The 18,063-nt window shown below is 52.8% G+C and carries 15 protein-coding genes; 11 read left to right on the plus strand and 4 right to left on the minus strand.

The window, feature by feature from the left end:
• The first annotated feature begins 75 nt into the window (after positions 1-75).
• Genes ACLD72_RS02410 through ACLD72_RS02425 form a run of 4 tightly spaced genes read left to right on the plus strand, consistent with a single transcriptional unit; the run spans position 76 to position 4,772 of the window.
• Entirely contained in the window at positions 76-1,077 is a 1,002-nt protein-coding gene (locus ACLD72_RS02410) for an ABC transporter permease (RefSeq protein WP_410998360.1), read from the plus strand.
• 30 nt (positions 1,078-1,107) lie between these two features.
• The gene (locus tag ACLD72_RS02415; protein WP_410998171.1) at positions 1,108-2,007 is read left to right on the plus strand and encodes a carbohydrate ABC transporter permease; all 900 of its coding nucleotides are present in this window, start codon (positions 1,108-1,110) and stop codon (positions 2,005-2,007) included.
• Positions 2,008-2,059: 52 nt separating this feature from the next.
• Positions 2,060-3,700 (plus strand): ABC transporter substrate-binding protein, encoded by a 1,641-nt coding sequence (locus ACLD72_RS02420; RefSeq protein WP_410998169.1) that lies wholly within the window; start codon positions 2,060-2,062, stop codon positions 3,698-3,700.
• A 37-nt stretch (positions 3,701-3,737) separates the two neighbouring features.
• A complete protein-coding gene (locus tag ACLD72_RS02425; protein WP_410998167.1) occupies positions 3,738-4,772 on the plus strand; it encodes a glycoside hydrolase family 88 protein in 1,035 nt (344 codons plus the stop codon).
• Positions 4,773-4,865: 93 nt separating this feature from the next.
• Here ACLD72_RS02425 and ACLD72_RS02430 read toward each other — a convergent pair whose 3' ends face one another.
• The 4 genes from ACLD72_RS02430 to ACLD72_RS02445 form a co-directional block, all read right to left on the minus strand.
• Positions 4,866-6,794 (minus strand): sucrose-specific PTS transporter subunit IIBC, encoded by a 1,929-nt coding sequence (locus ACLD72_RS02430; protein ID WP_410998165.1) that lies wholly within the window; start codon positions 6,792-6,794, stop codon positions 4,866-4,868.
• Positions 6,795-6,818: 24 nt separating this feature from the next.
• Positions 6,819-8,288, minus strand: coding sequence for a glycoside hydrolase family 32 protein (locus tag ACLD72_RS02435; RefSeq protein ID WP_410998163.1), 1,470 nt, complete (start codon positions 8,286-8,288; stop codon positions 6,819-6,821).
• Positions 8,289-8,429: 141 nt separating this feature from the next.
• Positions 8,430-9,431, minus strand: coding sequence for a LacI family DNA-binding transcriptional regulator (locus ACLD72_RS02440; RefSeq protein WP_410998161.1), 1,002 nt, complete (start codon positions 9,429-9,431; stop codon positions 8,430-8,432).
• A 108-nt stretch (positions 9,432-9,539) separates the two neighbouring features.
• Positions 9,540-9,770, minus strand: coding sequence for a hypothetical protein (locus ACLD72_RS02445; RefSeq protein ID WP_458475514.1), 231 nt, complete (start codon positions 9,768-9,770; stop codon positions 9,540-9,542).
• Between the two features lie 17 nt (positions 9,771-9,787).
• On the opposite strand from ACLD72_RS02445, the gene ACLD72_RS02450 reads away from it, so the two are divergent.
• The 7 genes from ACLD72_RS02450 (at position 9,788) to ACLD72_RS02480 (ending at position 17,997) form a co-directional block, all read left to right on the plus strand.
• Complete coding sequence (locus tag ACLD72_RS02450; RefSeq protein ID WP_251589122.1) at positions 9,788-10,474, plus strand: FadR/GntR family transcriptional regulator; 687 nt, start codon at positions 9,788-9,790, stop codon at positions 10,472-10,474.
• Between the two features lie 59 nt (positions 10,475-10,533).
• Positions 10,534-11,763, plus strand: a complete 1,230-nt coding sequence (locus tag ACLD72_RS02455; protein WP_410998157.1) for an MFS transporter — start codon at positions 10,534-10,536, stop codon at positions 11,761-11,763.
• A gap of 12 nt (positions 11,764-11,775) precedes the next feature.
• Positions 11,776-12,558 (plus strand): ABC transporter ATP-binding protein, encoded by a 783-nt coding sequence (locus ACLD72_RS02460; protein WP_410998155.1) that lies wholly within the window; start codon positions 11,776-11,778, stop codon positions 12,556-12,558.
• 173 nt (positions 12,559-12,731) lie between these two features.
• Positions 12,732-13,691, plus strand: coding sequence for an AAA family ATPase (locus ACLD72_RS02465; RefSeq protein ID WP_410998153.1), 960 nt, complete (start codon positions 12,732-12,734; stop codon positions 13,689-13,691).
• Positions 13,692-13,712: 21 nt separating this feature from the next.
• Positions 13,713-14,342 (plus strand): RNA ligase family protein, encoded by a 630-nt coding sequence (locus ACLD72_RS02470; RefSeq protein WP_410998151.1) that lies wholly within the window; start codon positions 13,713-13,715, stop codon positions 14,340-14,342.
• A gap of 313 nt (positions 14,343-14,655) precedes the next feature.
• Entirely contained in the window at positions 14,656-15,720 is a 1,065-nt protein-coding gene (locus tag ACLD72_RS02475; protein WP_410998149.1) for a suppressor of fused domain protein, read from the plus strand.
• Between the two features lie 15 nt (positions 15,721-15,735).
• Complete coding sequence (locus ACLD72_RS02480) at positions 15,736-17,997, plus strand: hypothetical protein (RefSeq protein WP_410998147.1); 2,262 nt, start codon at positions 15,736-15,738, stop codon at positions 17,995-17,997.
• Positions 17,998-18,063 lie beyond the last annotated feature (66 nt).

Here is an 18,063-nt window from a genome sequence, read left to right on the forward strand (position 1 = left end):
GCCAGAAGCGTATGATGAGACACAAACTCGCCATTGCCACTCGGCTGCTTGGACCACTTGCTCGTTTGGACAGCAATGGGCCTGAGGAAAACCATACTTCGGGGAGGTGAAACAGTGAAACTTGAAAGCGCTTCAAATAATGAACCCGTTTTAACGAACCAAAAAGCGGCCAACCGGGGATTCACTTATTATATCCGGCGGGACAGCCAGCTCTATTTACTGTTGTTGATTCCCTTGGCATTCGTGCTGGTGTTCAAATACGCGCCGATGTCCGGGCTTGTGCTGGCCTTTAAGGATTACAAAATCGCCAGGGGCTTCTGGGGCAGCGAGTGGGTGGGCTTTGAGGTGTTTGCCGACATCTTCGCAAAGCATGATTTTGGCCGCGCCGTCCGCAACACGCTGCTGCTCAACACGCTCGACCTGTTGTTTAGCTTCACGATGCCCATCGCGCTCGCGCTGTTGCTGAATGAGATCAAAAGCGTCAAATTCAAGCGGGTAAACCAAACACTACTGTATCTGCCGCACTTCCTGTCCTGGATTATTATCGGCGCGATCGCGTACCAATTGCTCAGCGAAAGCAACGGTGTGGTCAACAATGTCATCGAAATGATGGGCGGTACGCGCATCCCGTTCCTGCAAGAGGACACCAACTGGCTGATCAGTTATTTGGCCATCGGCGTCTGGCAGAGCATGGGGTGGGGGACGATCATTTACCTGGCTGCCATGAGCGGAATCAACCCGGAGCTGTACGAGGCGGCGACCGTGGACGGTGCGGGGCGGTGGCGGAAGGTATGGAATATCACGGTGCCTTCGATCCGCCCGACCATTGTTACACTCTTGATCATGAACTTGGGCCGGGTCATGGAGGGCTCGTTCGAGCGCATTTTTGCCTTGCAGAACAAGGCCACCACGGAGTTTACAACAACCATCCCGGTATTGGTTTACAGATGGGGGATCGAAAGCGGCAACTTCAGCCGCGCGACCGCGCTTGGGTTGTTCCAGTCCGTCATCGGTCTTACGCTCGTGCTGCTAGCCGATCGAATTGCCAAAAAACTCGGCGAAGACGGCCTGCTGTAGGCGCTAGCTTAGGTAGAAAGGAGGCGAAATATGAAAGCAGCCACAAACACACTGGCGGCGCATCGCAAACGGCGGTTTGACATTTGGGATGTGCTGATCTATCTCGCGCTGGTCCTGGCCTCACTGGCCTGCCTGCTGCCGTTCATTCACGTCGTGGCCAAATCTTTAAGCGATGATGCCTTTGTGATTGCGAATAAAGTGTTTCTCTGGCCGCAAGGGTTTACCCTGGAGGCGTACGGAAAAATTTTTGCCGATGCCAGCATCCTGCGGTCTTTGTACGTATCGGTGGTGGTAACGGTCGTGTTCACCGTCCTGGGCATGCTGATCACGATCTGCGCGGCCTACCCGCTCTCCCGAAAGCAGCTGAAGGGCCGTACGGCGTTAACATTTATCTTTATGTTTACCCTGTACTTTGGCGGCGGCATCATTCCCGAATACATGCTGGTCAGCAATCTCGGCATGCTCGATACGTGGTGGGCGCTGATCCTGCCGCAGGCTTTCAGCGCGTTCAATTTTCTGATTATGAAGACGGCGATTACCAGCAGCATCCCGGTCAGCCTGGAGGAATCGGCGAGAATCGATGGCGCGGGGCACTTCCGAATTTTGTGGAGCATCGTTCTTCCGCTTTCCAAGCCAATCATCGCGACGTTGTCGCTTTTTTACGCCGTCGGACGTTGGAATGCTTATCAAGACGCGCTGTTTTACATTAAGCAACAGGTCGATTTACGGCCGCTTCAGCTTAAGCTGTATTACCTGGTCATCCAGGCGAGCGAAAGCTTTCAGTTGGAGGCCACCCAAGTATCGCTGAGCAACCCCGAGGTGCTTAAAGCATCGTGCGTCGTATTCGCGACCTTGCCGATCCTTTGCATTTATCCTTTTATCCAGAAATATTTTGTGCAAGGGGTGATGCTCGGAGCCGTCAAGGAATAGCAGCGTCTTGCCATCAAAGGTTCAAACTATATTTCACGGGGGGAAATAAGCTATGGGCAAAAAGAAAATCATTTCTTTGAGTTTGGCTTTATTGGTCATCGTGGGGTTGTTGTCGGGCTGCATGAGCGGCGGCGATAAAAAGGCAAACGGCAACTCATCCGGGCAGGCTCCATCCGCGAACAATACGACCAATGGTGACTATGCGGATTACTCCGCCGGTTTTCCCGAAAACGTAACCCTGGAAATTCCAGTCTATGAACGGGCGTTCGAGGGCTGGAACGTAACCGACAATTACTACACGCGCTGGATGCAAAAAGAGTTCGGCGACAAATATAACGTCACCCTGAAGTACGTGCCGATCACCCGCAGCAACGAGGTCACGGATTATGAGCAGCTGCTGGCCTCGCATAAAGCTCCGGACATCATTTTCCATTACGACATGCCTCAGGCGCTGGCCTACTATGGTGAGGGCGTTATGCAGGAACTGGACCTGAACGAAATTGCCCATTATGCCCCTATCTATTGGAAAAATATGGGTGAAACCATTAAACAGTATGGTACTGTGGACGATAAAAATGTGTTCTTCTTCGGCGAGCGTCCGAGCTTGGACAGCTTTACAACTTTGATCCGCAAGGACTGGGTTGAGAAGGTCGGGATGAAAATGGAGGACCTGACCTCGCTTGAGAAATATAACGAGATGCTTGCCAAGTGGAAGGAAGCGGGACTAGGCGCCGGCGGCGAATTCTTGAAAAAGAACAATTTCACCTACAATTATGTCTTCCGCGACTGGCCGGCCGACGAGAAATACCGCGCGCTTTATTCGGATCTCGGCGTCGCGGATCTGACCACCGCCGACACCGAACGTTACCTGCGTAATCTGAACTATCAATACAACAACGGCTTGATCGACAAGGAATTTTATTTGCGCGACGACGACAACAAGATCAAGGCCGAGTTCGTTGCGGGCAAGACCGGCACGTATGCCTTCTACCTCTCGAACAACACCGATGTCATCACCGCGACTCTGAAGAACAATCCGCAAGCGGAATTCGCCGTTCTGGATACCCGGGCCGGTACGCCGGAGGGACGTAAACCCCAGGGGCGCGCCTACTGGCCGTTCGGCATGATTATGGGCATTAACTATGAATCCACCGAAATGGAACGGGCCGCGATTTGGATGTACCTGGAATGGATGAGCCAGCCGGAAAATCTGTTCTTCCTGCAGAACGGCGTCGAAGGCCAAAACTATACGCTCGATGCCGATGGCATTGCCGTGAAGAGCGCGGATTTTAAAGGTGAATCGGTTCTTTCCCAAAATAACAACAAAGACTACTGGTGCCTTGTCATCGAAACCGTCAAATACGATAATCCGGAAAAGATGCGCGTGGCTTACCTCCGCAGCATGGCGCCTCCGGGCTATGAATCTTTGGCCGAAAATTCCTTGGCCTACTACGACAAGTATGCGGAATACCGCACGCCGGATGCCTTGTTCAGCGTCGTGCTCGAAAAAGTGAACGAATACAAGGCGGATCTCAATTCGCTTTTCCAGGAGCTGTATGTGAAGATTGCCATCGCGCCCGAAGCTGAGTTCGATGCCACGTACGAGGCGGCCAAGAAAACCTATCTTGATGCCGGGTATCAAGAAATTCTGGATGAAAAGCAGGCGGCGATCGATGCAGGCAATTACAAATAAGGGCTGTTCTTAAAACATTTAGCGGGAGATGGACACGATGAAATTGAATGCGGACCCGTCCGAGCTGAAGCAAATCATCGGGCGCGTAGTGGACTACACCTTCGGCATGGATTTGACTTGGGATTGGCCGTGCGGCGTCGCCTATTACGGGATCAGCCGAGCGTTTGAAGCCACCGGGGAGCAGGCCTATCTGGAGCGGATGGCCGAGTGGTGCGATGAGTACATCGAGGCCGGGCTTCCGGGTTGGACGATAAATACATGCGCGATGGGGCATATGCTGCTCACTTTGTATGAACAAACGGAGGACCGGAAATATTTCGATCTAATTTTAAGCAAAGTCGACTACCTGCAGAACAAGGCGCTGCGCTTTGGGGACCGGGTGCTTCAGCATACGGTGTCGGCGAATAACGATTTCCCTGAACAGTGTTGGGCGGACACCTTGTTTATGGCAGCCTATTTTATGCTGCGTGTCGGCGTGAAGCTGGGGGAGAAGCCCCTGATCGATGATGCGCTGCATCAATTTTATTGGCATATTAATTATTTGCAGGACGCGGACACCGGTCTGTGGTACCACGGCTACAACCACATCAGCCAGGATCATATGTCCGGCATCTTCTGGGGGCGCGCCAACGCTTGGGCCGCTTATACGATGTCCCGGGTGGGAAAGGTGCTGCCGGAAGCTTATTTGTATCCTCCTTTTATGCATATCGGAAGTTCTTTACGCGACCAGCTTGCGGCCATCAAAACACTGCAGCGGGAGGACGGTCTCTGGGGCACCGTGCTTGACTATCCGGCATCGTACGGCGAGGTATCGGCGACAGCGGGCATTGCGGCGGCGATGGTGATGCAAGGCAACCCGCTGCATGCCAAATATGTGCAGCGGGCGCTGGACGGCACGCTGGTGAGTATTGCCGGCAATGGGCGGGTACTGAACGTTTCGGGCGGCACCGCGGTCATGAAGGACATTGAAGGTTATCTTGGCGTGGACAAGAAATGGGCCCAAGGCTGGGGTCAAGGGCTGGCGTTGGCCTTGCTGGCGGCGGTGCTTGAAAATAACAAAAGCGATAAGTAAGATGTAACCGTTTACCATCAGAAAACGAAAAGGCCCTTCCGGCTTCCTATCGGAAGCGGAAGGGCTGAAACCTAGCTTTCCCGTTTTGTTCGATTATTTTTTCAAATTTACCGTAATTACGCTATCCTGAATTGCCGTTACGTTTCCTTCCCCGGAAGGGAGGACTTGTTCCACAGAATCCAATCCGGAAGGGATGAGCACGGGGGTAACCACGGGAAGTTCCGCTTCTCTGATTACATCCATGTCAAACTCGATGAGAAGCTGCCCTTTGGTCACTTTGTCCCCCGTGTTCACATGGGCCGTAAACCCGTTTCCTTTTAATCCTACCGTATTGATGCCGATATGGATCAACAGTTGTACGCCGCTCTCATGTTCAAGAATAACCGCATGCTTGCTTTTATCCATCACATGGGCAACGGTTCCGTCAAAAGGAGCGAAGGCTTTGCCCTCCGTCGGTTCAATGGCGATACCTTCCCCCATATGTTTTTCCGCAAATGCCGGATCCGGGACCTGCGTGATGGATACGGCCTTGCCCGTGATGGGGGAGGGGATCTCCAGCTTATCGAGAGCAAGGGCCGGCTTGGCGGCCGGCGCTTCCGCTGCGGCTTGAGAAGCTGCGGGTCCGCTTTCTTCTTTCACCGCTTCGTTTTTGTAACCAAAGATCCACGTTAATACGAAGGCGACGGCCATCGCCGCAACATTAGACAAAATATACAATGGAAGCTGACTGTTCAGGTAGAGAAGCGTGCCCGGGATGACCGTAATCGACATGCCCGTTCCGGCCAAATGGAAGAATGAGGCCATGAAACCGCCGACCGCGCCGCCGACCAGCCCCATAATAAACGGCTTCATGTATCTTAAATTGACGCCAAAAATGGCAGGCTCGGTAATGCCCAGGAAAGCCGACAGCGAGGACGGCAGGGCAAGCGCTTTGAGCTTCATGTTTTTCGTCTTCAAGCCTACGGCCAGGCAGGCTGCTCCTTGGGCGGCCATGGCGGTGGTGATTATGGCGTTAAAAGGATTTCTGCCGCTCTGTTCGAGAAGCTGGATTTCCAGGAAGTTGAAAATATGATGAACGCCCGAAACCACAATAATTTGGTGCAAAAAGCCTATAACGAGACCGGCGATGCCAAACGGCAGGTTGAGCACGCTCACCGTTCCATGAAGCACCCACTCCTCCAGGGAATGGAAGACCGGACCGATCACGAACAACCCCAGCGAAATCATGATCAATAAGGTAACAAACGGGGTTAAAATCAAATCCAACGCTTCCGGAATGCGTTTGCGCAAAAACTTCTCCAGTTTTGCTCCAATCAAGCCCACAAAAAACGCCGGCAATACGGATCCCTGATAACCTACAATCGGAATAAAGCCGAACATGATCAGCGGGTGAGCGGAACCGTCCGCCACGCTGTAGGCGTTGGGAAGTGCTGGATTGACCAGCATGAGACCGAGCACGATCCCGAGCACCGGGCTCCCGCCAAAAACTTTGAACGCCGACCAGGCCACCAAGGCCGGGAGGAAGGCGAAGGCCGTGTCCGTCAGAACTTGGGTGAATAACAGGAAGTTAGGTGATATATCCGCGGGGGTCGCCCCGAACCAGGCCAGAATCACCTGCTGGGTCAGCAAACCGCGCAGGCCCATGAACAGCCCGGTTGCCACCAGTACGGGAATAATCGGCACAAATACGTCGCCGAATGTGCGGATTGCGCGCTGGAATACATTGCCCTCTTTTTTTCCTTGGCTTTTCAGATTCTCTTTCGAGGTGCTCTCAATGCCAAGCTTTTCGACTTCCTCAAAGATTCGATTGACCGTTCCTGTTCCAAAAATAATTTGATATTGCCCGGAGTTGAAGAACGCGCCTTTGACTTTATCGATATTTTCGACTTGCTGTTGCTTGATTTTGTCCTTATCCAGCACCATGATCCGCAAACGTGTCGCGCAATGGGCGATAGAGGCGATGTTTTCCTTGCCGCCGACCGCCTGGATCACTTCTTTAGCAATTTGCTGATTTTCCGACATTGCTCTCGTCCCCTTTTCCAAAAATTATATATCCCACTTGAGGACACGGAATTCCGCGCTTCCACCGTAAGAAAACAAGCGTATTTCCGTACTTCCGGGATCCGGGAAGATGCGGCTTGTAAACACTTCCTCACCATCATTGACAAAAATTTCAACCGAGGACACGTCCACGAAGAGATGGAATTTGAGCTTGCCTGCGGCCATGCGGCAGCGGCGGATATTTCCGTTGATCTCTCCCAGGGCCTGACCCGATAAGGAGCGGTCGAGGATGATTTTGTTCGCGGCTCCGTCGTATTTCAGAACCGTCTTCTCCCGGCCGCCGGCGCGAAACTCAAGTCCAACCGCTGTGGCGTCCCCATTTGCAATTTCACAGATCAGTTCGTAGGAGACGCCCTCGAAACCGTTTAGGCGTTTTGTATCGTTATTTAGGGTAATTTCGGCGCTGCGCATCGCTTTTCTAAGCTTGGCGAGCTCAGGCACCGGCTGCTGGATCAGCTTTCCGTCCCGCAGTGTTAATTGCCGGGGAAGCGTCAAGCAGCCCGACCAGCCGCTTTCGTCCGTCGGGTAATCCACATCCGGCAGCCCCATCCAGCCAACCAGGAGGCGCCGCCCATCCGGAGCTTGCATCGTCTGCGCCGCGTAAAAATCAAACCCCCGGTCCAACTCCTCAAACGGGTTATGGGCAAATTCCAGGGATAACGGATCAAGCGGTTTTCCGATCACATAACCTGTCTGGTAGATGTTGTTGAATCTGTCCCCATCGGCTTCCAGACCTTGGGGGCAAAACAGCAAAACTCCCGAATCATCCAATTCAAAATAGTCCGGGCATTCCCACATATATCCGAAACGAGGCAGCCGGGTTTTGATCTCTCCTTTAAACTCCCAATGGAGCAGATCCTTGGACTGGTACAAGACCGCGGCTCCTGTACGGTCGGTTCGTTGGGCACCAAACACGCAGTAGTAATCGTCTCCCGATTTCCAAACCTTCGGATCCCTGAAATGGTCCGTATACCCGGGAGGAACCGAGGAGATCACCGGCTGTTCGAGCTTGTTGATAAAACCGCTTTCATTCATATAGGCCAAGCATTGATAAGGATACCTGTTCCACGCTTCATCCCGCGTATTTCCCGTATACAGCAAATACAACTGGCCATCCTTTTCAATGGCGCTGCCCGAATAGGCGCCGTGCGAATCGTAGGGGCCCCCGGGCTCAATGCCGATTCCCGCGCTGTCCCAGGCGGTCAGATCGGCGGACTTGGTATGGTACCAATATTTCATGCCATGTTCAGGCCCCAGAGGGAACCATTGATAGAATAGGTGATATTCGCCTTGATAGTATGAAAAGCCGTTCGGATCGTTGAGCAACCCTGTCGGGGGTTGGATGTGGTAATTTTGCCGCCAGACGCAGCGATCGACTTTATTCCGGAGCTCCGCCAACTCACCGGGTTTCGCCTGTGCAATCAGCCGGTATTTTTCTTCTCTCGTCATCTTCATTGATGTACTCCATTCTGAGTTGTGATCGATCACATCGGAACCGGTTCCACTCCAATGAAAAAAATATATCGGAACCGGTTCCAGTTGAAACCAAAATTTATCCGGCCCACCTTTATTAAGGTGGAACCGGTTCCTGTGAAACTATAATAACGGATGGGATAATAAGTTGTCAACGCTTTCCCGTTGGATTAGTTCAACGTCCATCAAGGTCAGCTTGTCAACCGCTTTCTCATTCACCAGCTGGATGATGTTGTCGGCCGCTTTTTTTCCCGCCTCATAATAATGATATTTCACTGTCGTCAGGGCAGGGTGGACGATTTCCGTGATATCGTATCCGCCAAAGCCGGTAACCGACATCTCCTCGGGGATGCGAATTCCCCTTACATGGGCCGCTTTAATCACGCCAAGCGCGATATTGTCGGTGGCGCACACGATGATGGAAGGCCGCGCGTCTTCGAGCAGCCGGGAGGCCGTGACCACGGCGTCGGACATTTTAAAGCTTGTCTCCAGGTAGCTTGCCTCACAGCCCGGACAGGCGGCCAAAGCTTCCCTGAAGCCTTCTTTTCTGCGTATACCAACAGCCTCGTCTTTTTCGGTAACCCCGAGGTAGACAATCTTCCGGTGTCCCTTGCTTAATACATGCCGCCCCATCAGCCGGCCGGCCTGTTGGTCGTCGTGAATCAAGCTGTGAATTTGCTCATTTTTCTGTCCCACCAGGATCACGGGGATGTCGATCTTCTTGATCGCCGTTAAGTGGGCTTCTGTGACTTGGGCGGCCAACAGGATAATGCCCGAAATTTTTTGCCGGGCAAAATCATAGATCGCTTCAATTTCCCGTTCCATATTCTGACTCGTATTCGAAATCAGCATTTGATAATGATGGCTCCGGAGTTCTTCATCGATCCCGATCAAGGTTTGCGAGGTGGCGAAGGAATCGAGGCGGGGAACCACGGTGCCGATAAAATTGGTTTTCTTTGCTTTCAGGCTTTGGGCAAAGGTGTTGGGGACATAATTTTGCTTTTTAATGATATGCTCAATTTTCTGCCGCGTCTTTTCGCTGACCGGTCCGCCGTTTAAGTAACGGGAAACCGTGCTTTTGGCCACGCCCGCCATGCGGGCAATATCAGAAATCGTGTTTATCATAATAACTCCTCTGCGAACAGTTCAACATGTAATATAATAGGCTTCCTCACTATTATACTCATTTCTGTTCCATGAGGCTAAGCTGGATCAACGGCCCTTTAAAAAAACTCAAGCAAGCGATGCTCCAAGCTCGCTTACTTTCTCTAGCCACTTGGCAAGCATGGCTTCCGTCGAGGAAGAAACCGGGCTGAACTCCGTTATGCGCACCGTTTTAATGCCGCAAAAGCCCAAAATATTACGCTTCATCACGAGATGGCCCGCCCGCCAGTTAACCCAGCGGTTGTACAATAAGGATGGAATTTTTTGTTGTGTGATGTTTAGCCGTGTGATAAACTTCATAAACAGGAGATGATCAGATGAATGATAAATTGTCGTTTAAGACGATAAGCCATCACAAGCTTGTGGATGATGTCGTCAATCAATTGCAGCATAAAATTTCGAGGGGGGATATTCGTCCCGGAGATAAAATTCCGACGGAGCCGGAGCTGATGGAGATGTTCGGAGTAGGGCGGTCCACCATCCGGGAAGCGATCCGCGTTTTGGTGCACGCCGGACTGCTGGAGAAAAAACAAGGGTTCGGGACCTATCTCAAAGCCAGCCCGGTTATCCAGGAACCCCTTGTGCAGCGCTTGCATCGCGCTGAGCTCATGGAGGTGTACGAGGCAAGAAAGATGCTGGAGTTGGAGATTTCCCGATTGGCCGCTCTCCGCCGCGATGAAGAGGATCTGCAAAATATGCGCAAACATTTGGACGAGCGCGGCTTGGCCCTGCAGCAAAACGACCGGGAACTCTACGCCAAATCCGATATCGAGTTTCACATGGCCGTGGCGATCGCCAGCAAAAACGGCGTGATTATCGATTTGTTCCGTACTTTTTCCGAGGTGCTGTCCGATGCTCTGCGCAAATTAAACAAGGAATACGGTTCGCATGATCCGCATTCTTATTATCACGAGCAGTTGTACGAGGCGATACAGCAGCAGGACCCGGATCTTGCCGTAAAGTGGACGCTTCTTAATCTGGAAGGCACGATTGCCGAGCTGTAACCTAATTTTTTTTGTGTTCAAACATCTGATGATAAGATGTTAATGATCGGAGGAGAACAATGAAACCTTTAACATGGCAAGCCACCGTATACTCCATATTATTTTCGGTCAGCCTGGTCCATCTGCTGAACGACTCGATTCAATCCGTTATTCCCGCCATATTTCCGGTTCTGCAACAATCGCTGCAGTTGAGTTATACGCAAATCGGTTGGATCGCCTTTACTTTGAACATCACGGCTTCCATGTTTCAGCCGCTGATCGGGTTATACACGGATGCGAAACCGAAACCTTTTTTGCTGCCCGCCGGCGTCGTGTTTTCTTTGCTCGGAATGGTTGTTTTGGCTTTCGCCTCCGATTTTTGGCAGGTCATTTTGTCGGTTGTTCTCATTGGAGTCGGTTCTTCGGTGCTTCATCCGGAAGCTTCCCGGGTCGCTCATCTGGCGGCCGGACCCCGCAAAGGGTTGGCCCAATCCATCTTTCAAACCGGGGGGAACGTCGGTCAGGCCTTGGCTCCGGTGTTTACGGCCTTGATTTTCGTCCCGCTCGGGCAGTTTGGCATCATATGGTTTACGTTGGCCGCGCTGGCCGCGATTATCGTGCAAATTTACGTTGCTCGTTGGTATCGGGGGTATCTCCAGGGGCAAGCCGTAAAGAAAATAGAGAATCTTCCAAGGGAAAACCGGCTGCCCGCAGCGAAAGTGGCTTACGCCATCGGAGTTCTGATTATGCTGCTGTTTTCAAAATTCGTATATATGGCCAGCATGACCGGTTTTTATGCGTTTTACCTCATTGAAAAACACGGAATAAGCACGGGGCAAGCGCAAGTTTTCCTGTTTGTACTGCTGGTCGCCGGAGCGCTGGGAACCTTTGCCGGAGGGCCGATGGCGGACCGGTTCGGCCGGCGCAACATGATCTGGTTCTCGATTTTGGGCACGGCGCCTTTTTCGATGCTGCTTCCTTTCGCCAATCCGTTCTGGTCCGCGGTGTTATGCTTTTTTATCGGATTTATTTTGCTGTCGGGCTTTTCCGTGATTATCGTTTACGCGCAGGAACTGCTGCCGGGGAAAGTGGGCACCGTTTCGGGACTGTTTTTCGGCCTTGCTTTTGGACTCGGCGGCTTGGGATCGGTCGTACTCGGCACTCTGGCCGACCATACGAGCATCACGTTTGTCATTCAAATTTGCGCGTACCTGCCGCTAATCGGTCTGCTCGCCGCATTTCTTCCGACGGATGCCGCGTTAAGGCTGAAACCGGCAGCGATCGAAGCATCGATTACCCCAAATGCATAGGAGGAACTGATTATGACTAATCGAATTGAGATCAAAGACGTCCTTTGGAGACGCGAGCAAAAAATCATTTTAAAAGACATCAACTGGACGGTCCGCAAAGGAGAGCATTGGGCGATCCTGGGATTGAACGGTTCGGGAAAGACGACGCTGCTTAATATGATCACCGGCTATCTTTGGCCGACGCAGGGAGAGATTACCGTGCTGGGCCATCGCTACGGGACGGTCGATTTACGGGAGCTGCGCAAGCGGATCGGCTGGGTAAGCTCGTCCTTTCAGGAACGGATTCACCCGGGCGAAAAAGCGCAGCATCTCGTGATCAGCGGGCTGCACGCATCGATCGGATTATTCGATAAACCGGGGGAAGGACAGGTTCAAAAAGCCGTCCACCTGATGGAAACGCTCGGCTGCGGGCACCTCATCGACCGCGGGTACCAAACCTGTTCGCAAGGCGAAAAACAAAAGCTCCTGATCGCCAGAGCGTTGATGGCTTCGCCGGAGCTGCTGATCCTGGACGAAGCCTGCAACGGACTGGACATTTTGTCCAGGGAATCGCTGCTGCAAGCGATCGCCAAACTGGCGAACCAAGAGGATGCACCCACGCTTTTGTATGTGACGCATCATGTGGAGGAAATATTGCCCGAATTTACGCACACCTTGCTGCTTCGCAAGGGCAGCGTATTTGCCGCGGGAAGAACCCCCGAGGTGATTAACGGCGAGCGGTTGTCGGATTTATTTGAAACCCCCGTGCAGGTCGATTGGAGAAATCAGCGAGCCTGGCTGTCGCTTGTGCAGTAGGGCGTCCGGACAAGAACTGCCTCGATCCCTATCGGCGGGAGTCCTATCGGCGGGTTCATGCATTTATTGCCTGATTCCGCCTTTTTGCTGTGAGAAAATAGGCGCATTTTGCACACATTCCGCAACTTTTTACCGATATACATCATATTACATGGTGAAAGGAGGTGATAACGATGAGTACCGTACACATGCTGGCCGGGATTCCGGGCAGCGGCAAAAGCCACTACGCCAAGGAGTGCTGCAAGCGGCACCGCGCCGTACTGGTGGCGACGGATTCCATCCGGGAGAGATTGTTCGGCAGCGAAGCCAAGCAAAAAAATACGTACCTGGTGTTTCAGCAGGCCCATGCGGAGGTCGAACAAGCGTTGGCGGCGGGAAGAAATGTCGTGTTCGACGCGACCAATGTCGGCCGGGACCGTCGGCTCCAATTTCTGCAAAAATTCAAGGATGTCCCCGTAGAATGCCATATCTTCAACACTCCGTACGAAATCGCCAGGGAAAGGACTCGGGCGAGAAAGCGCAAGATCGAGGATAAGGTGCTGGAGAAGTATGCTAAGAACTTTGAATTCCCCGTCCTGGGCGAGGGTTTCACACGCCTGCATATCGTCCATGCGCCCGCGGAGGTGAAGCTGGACAGAGCCGGACTGGAAGGAGTGTTGGCGGGCAAACCGGACCATGACGAGCTGTTCGGATATCTGCGCGCCTCTCCTTATTTCGCGGCCATGCTGGGGTATGACCAGGAGAACCCGTACCATTCCAAGACGTTGTCCGCGCACACTTACGCAGTGCTGGAATATATCAACGCCTTTTATGAAGGGGAATATCTGCTTCAAATGCAGCTCGCGGCGCTGTTTCATGATGCGGGCAAACCGTTCTGCAAGGTGTGGAAGCCGGCCCGAGGCTATTATTCGTATTTCGGACATGAGCATGTATCGGCGGAGATCGCCTGCCATGTGCTGAAGGAGCTGGGCTATGACGATGATTTCATTTTGCGTGTCGTAAATATGGTCAGCTTTCACATGGAGATTCTGCACGGCGGGGATGCCGGCGCGTCGAGGATTTATCATTTGCTGGGCGGGCATCTGCTGGCGGAGCTGTATTTTTTCGCGGAAGCCGATACGTATGCTAAATAGAAGGGAAAGGGGGGATGATCCATGAGAATGAAATATCCGAAAACGATGCATCTGCCCTGGTCGAGAAGCTATACGGACGACGATAAAATATTGCGGAGCACCGCACATTTTGCCGGGCAAGAGGTCGTCATCACCGAGAAAATGGATGGGGAAAACACCACGATGTACCCGGATTTTATCCACGCCAGATCGCTGGACAGCAAAGATCATTCGTCCCGGCATTATGTCAAAACGCTGCATGGGGGAATACGTTATCTGATCCCGGAAGGCTACCGCCTGTGCGGGGAAAATGTGTACGCCAAACACTCGCTGTCTTATTCTTCTTTGCCGGGTTATTTTATGCTCTTTTCGGTGTGGAACGAGCGCAATCTTTGCCTGTCCTGGGATGAAACCGAGGAATGGGCGGCGAAGCTGGGCATTCCTCACGTTCCTGTCCTGTACCGCGGACCCTGGAGCGAGGAGGCCGCCAAAGCGTGCTACACGAAGCGGTCGCGCTGCGGCGGCGAGCAGGAAGGGTATGTCGTCCGCTTGGCCGCGGCATTCGCCTATGAGGATTTCAAACGTTCCGTCGCCAAATTCGTGCGGAAAAACCATGTACAAACCGATGAGCACTGGCTGAGCAAACCGGTTGAACCAAACGGGCTAATATAGACTAAATTTGAGTTAGGAGGGGGCTATCATGTAATCCTAAAGCTGTTTTTCAAAATTGCGTCATTGGAACTATTCACCTCGAATATTAAATAGGGATCACGGACTTATATGTGATAGGTCCAAGGAATCCTTTCTCCTTCCCGGCGACCTCGTTAATTGATCATACATAGCGCATAGCCTTATACTAATACATCAGCAGGCTATGGAAATCCCTTCCTTCATATAATCCGCCTATGGAAAATAGGGGATCCAATCTCCTGATTTTTATACATATTAATAGTGGGAATCAACTTTATATTTGGAGGAAACAACAATGAGCGAAGAAGAAGTGGTTACGACCGGTTGGGACGCCATTGAGGCGCAAATGCAGCGGATTTACGAAGACCAGGAGCCGAAGCATTACGGTACACTGATTAAATATGTGCTGGGAGGTCCGGACCCGCTGGACGGGATCAGCGCCTATATGGCGGATAAGCCGGTTCCGCATTGGCATTTTGTCACTTTCGGGTTCTCCGAGCTGTACGGAAAGGAATCCGAGGATACTGAGTACAGCGGGTATGGCTTTGAACTGACCTTCCGGCTGACGCGCGCGGAGGATGAGGAAGAGCCGCCGGCCTGGGCGCTGAATTTGCTGCAAAATATGGGGAGATATGTGTTCAGAAGCGGAAACGTGTTTAGAGCGGGCGATTATTTGGATGCCAACGGGCCGATCTGCGTCGGCGACGATACGCAGTTGACCGCCTTGGCATTCACCTGGGACCCGGAGCTGCCGGAAATCGACACGCCGAACGGAAAGGTCGAGTTTTTGCAAATGATCGGTATTACGGGCGATGAACTTGAGGCGATGCAGGCTTGGAATACGCGGGGGATGCTGAAGGCATGCGAAGGACAGCTGCCGGGTCTTGTCACGGATCTATCGCGCGATTCCGTGCTGGAGGTTCCGGCGATTGCCGAAGCGGTGCAAAACGGAATGGAGCGGGACGGCTCGAGCACCGGCTTTTTATTTGTGGATCAGCTCGCCTGGGAGCCGGGGAAAAATCGCTTGTTCGGCAAAACGCCGGCCGCGCTTACGCTTGGAGCCAAACAGGCCGGAGTTGTCGGGAAACTGATCCGGGGCCGGATCCTCAAAGGCAAGGATCTTACTCTGGTAGGCCAGGGGATCCGGGTTGTCCTGAAGCCGGGAGAGCAGGCCGGATTCGAAGCCGGAGAGGACGAGGTTGTGCTGCGGCTGGATGAAGCGTCCGTCGCCGAGCTCGCCGGGCAAATGCAGCCGAAGGAAGCAACGGTTAAGCTTTCTTCCTTAAAAGGGATGGTCATTCAAGTCGTAAAAACGCATATCAAGGATCAGGAAGGTAATGTGGTAACGACGATTGGATAGGGGAGAGAAAACAGGATGAAAAAAAGCGGACTATCTCTCATGAACCTGGTATTTTTTATACCTGCGATTATTCTAAGCGTTCTCGTGTGGAACGACTACAATGGATATATCACGAATATCGATGATCATCTGCCGTCTCTGGACGGCCTTTACTTTTTGGATGAAGGCAGAAAAGCCGTCGGTTTAAGCGATGAGCACGACGGGACGCGCTACCGGGTTCATCTGTTTGATACGGCAACAGGGACACTTATCAAGGAAACATCGGTGCGCTCCAATATCCATGGGCCGTTGGATGCCGCGTCCTATCAGCAAGGCGGCGTGATTATCCCGACCTATGACGACAGCTTGGGATTGCAGCTTAATTTTTTCCGGCCCTCAGGCGAGGTGGATGAGCTTGCTCAAGGTACGCTGCAGGTTCCCGGATATTTAAGCTCTGGCGTTTATTCATGGCGCGGAAGGCTGCTTATTACCGGAGAAACGCCGGGTTCGGCATTGTATCTGGCCCAGGTGAAGGAGGGCAAGCTCGATACAGTACTCTTGAATAGTCCGGACCTGCTTCCCGCCAGGCCGGTCAGGCTCATGGAGGTACACGGCAGCTTCGACAACGATCAGCCGCTCCCGATCTTTGAAGCGGATTTAAAAGATGACAGAACTGCTTATATAAGCGGGATTTTGGACAAAAACAACCAGCCGGCCTTGTTGATGCAGTCGAAGGAGGAAACTTCTTTTGATGCCCGGGACAGGGCCGGAGCTAAATTCGCCCGCCATTTTGGGATCGACAACACGAAGCTGGTCAAAGCCGATACCCGTTATCCGGGGCAGGCGCATTTTTATAATGCTGTGAAAGAAGAATGGGGAAACGCTGTTCCGACGCCAAAGCCGGTTTATCAAGCCAAGGTTTTTCTGCTGAACGAGCGGGAGGTGCTGATTGCCGGATCGTCCGCGGAAGACGAACTCAACGGCAGCGTTGTGGGCTATGTGTTTAACGAGAAAACCGGCGGGTTTACGGATGTGACCGGACTTGCCGGCCAGCTTGCTTATGAGGATTTGCAGAACGCGGAGATGCGCTTTTTTAAGGAGCCGGATCGCGATATGCTTTATTTCTCCATGGAGCAGAAGTCGGCCGGAGCCTTTGACGTGAAGAGCGGTGCCGCACAGGTTGTCACGACGGATCAGGCCAAGCGGTGGCTGCTTGCGGACGGAGAGGACCGGATCTCGCCGAGAAGCTTCTGGAATTACGTGCGGCAGGGAGACGCGCTGGTTGTCAACTGGGTGATGTGGCTGGTCTTGCCGGTGCTTAGCTATATCGGGTTGGCTGCGCTTGTGCGCATTTTAAGGAGCAAGCAGTCCCGCCAAATCGCCGAGGGGATTATTCTTCCCGGCACCATCCTTCGGATGGAGGAAACGGGTGTTTACGTGAACGAGCAGCCCCAAGTCCGGTTTACCGTCCGCTTCGAGGATGAGGGACGAATGAAAGAGGTTGCGATCAAGAAAGTGATTTCTTTTTTGAATGAGGTGAAGGTCGGGAACTCGGTCGTCATCAGCTATAACCGGAAGAAGAACAGCGCGGTTTTTGTGACCGGTGAGGACCTGCCGAGGCAAACGGAGCCGGAAATCATCCGGGACGCGGTGCTGCGGCGTATCGAAACGTGCGGAAACGTAAACCGCAGCAAGGTGCTACAGCTACATTTCACGGCTGGGGGCAGTGAATTTAGCGTGCCGGTCGTGCAGCCGCCCGGATTTGAATATCGTGTCGGAGAGCGGGCGAATCTGGCCTTGGTTCAAGGGATGGCGAGAATCCACAGCTACGGGAACGATGTGCGTCTCGAAGCATCCGGGCAGATTTCCGCGCAGGGTGAGGTCATCCGTATCGAGGAATTCCCGGTCACGATCGGGAATCGGCAGTTGATGATGTTGGAGGTTATGGTTTCTGAGGGAACGGAGCGGATACGCAAGGTGAACAGTCTTTTTGTGCCCAAAGGACTTCCCGTGAAAGCTGGGGCGGTTATTCCGATCGTCATGCGAAAAGAAGATTACGAGAAGGAGCTACGGCTGCAAAAAGGGAAGCAGGGAGCCGCCAAAGTGACCTCGGTCCAATTCGACGGTACGCTTGGCGAACGTCCGCTGGCACAGATTACGGCGGAAAGAGAGGGAGTAAGTTACCGTATCCACCAGTCCATCGAACCGATATACGGGGTAGTGACCGGGGACGAATTGTGGATCGCCTATGATGAGAATTCGCGGGAAGCGGTTATTTTAAACTATTCATCACTGTAGAGGTGAAACGATCATGTCGGTATGAATTCCGGGCAAAACGGAAGGCTCGGAGCGACGATCTTGCCG

This window comes from Paenibacillus lacisediminis (genome assembly GCF_046567315.2).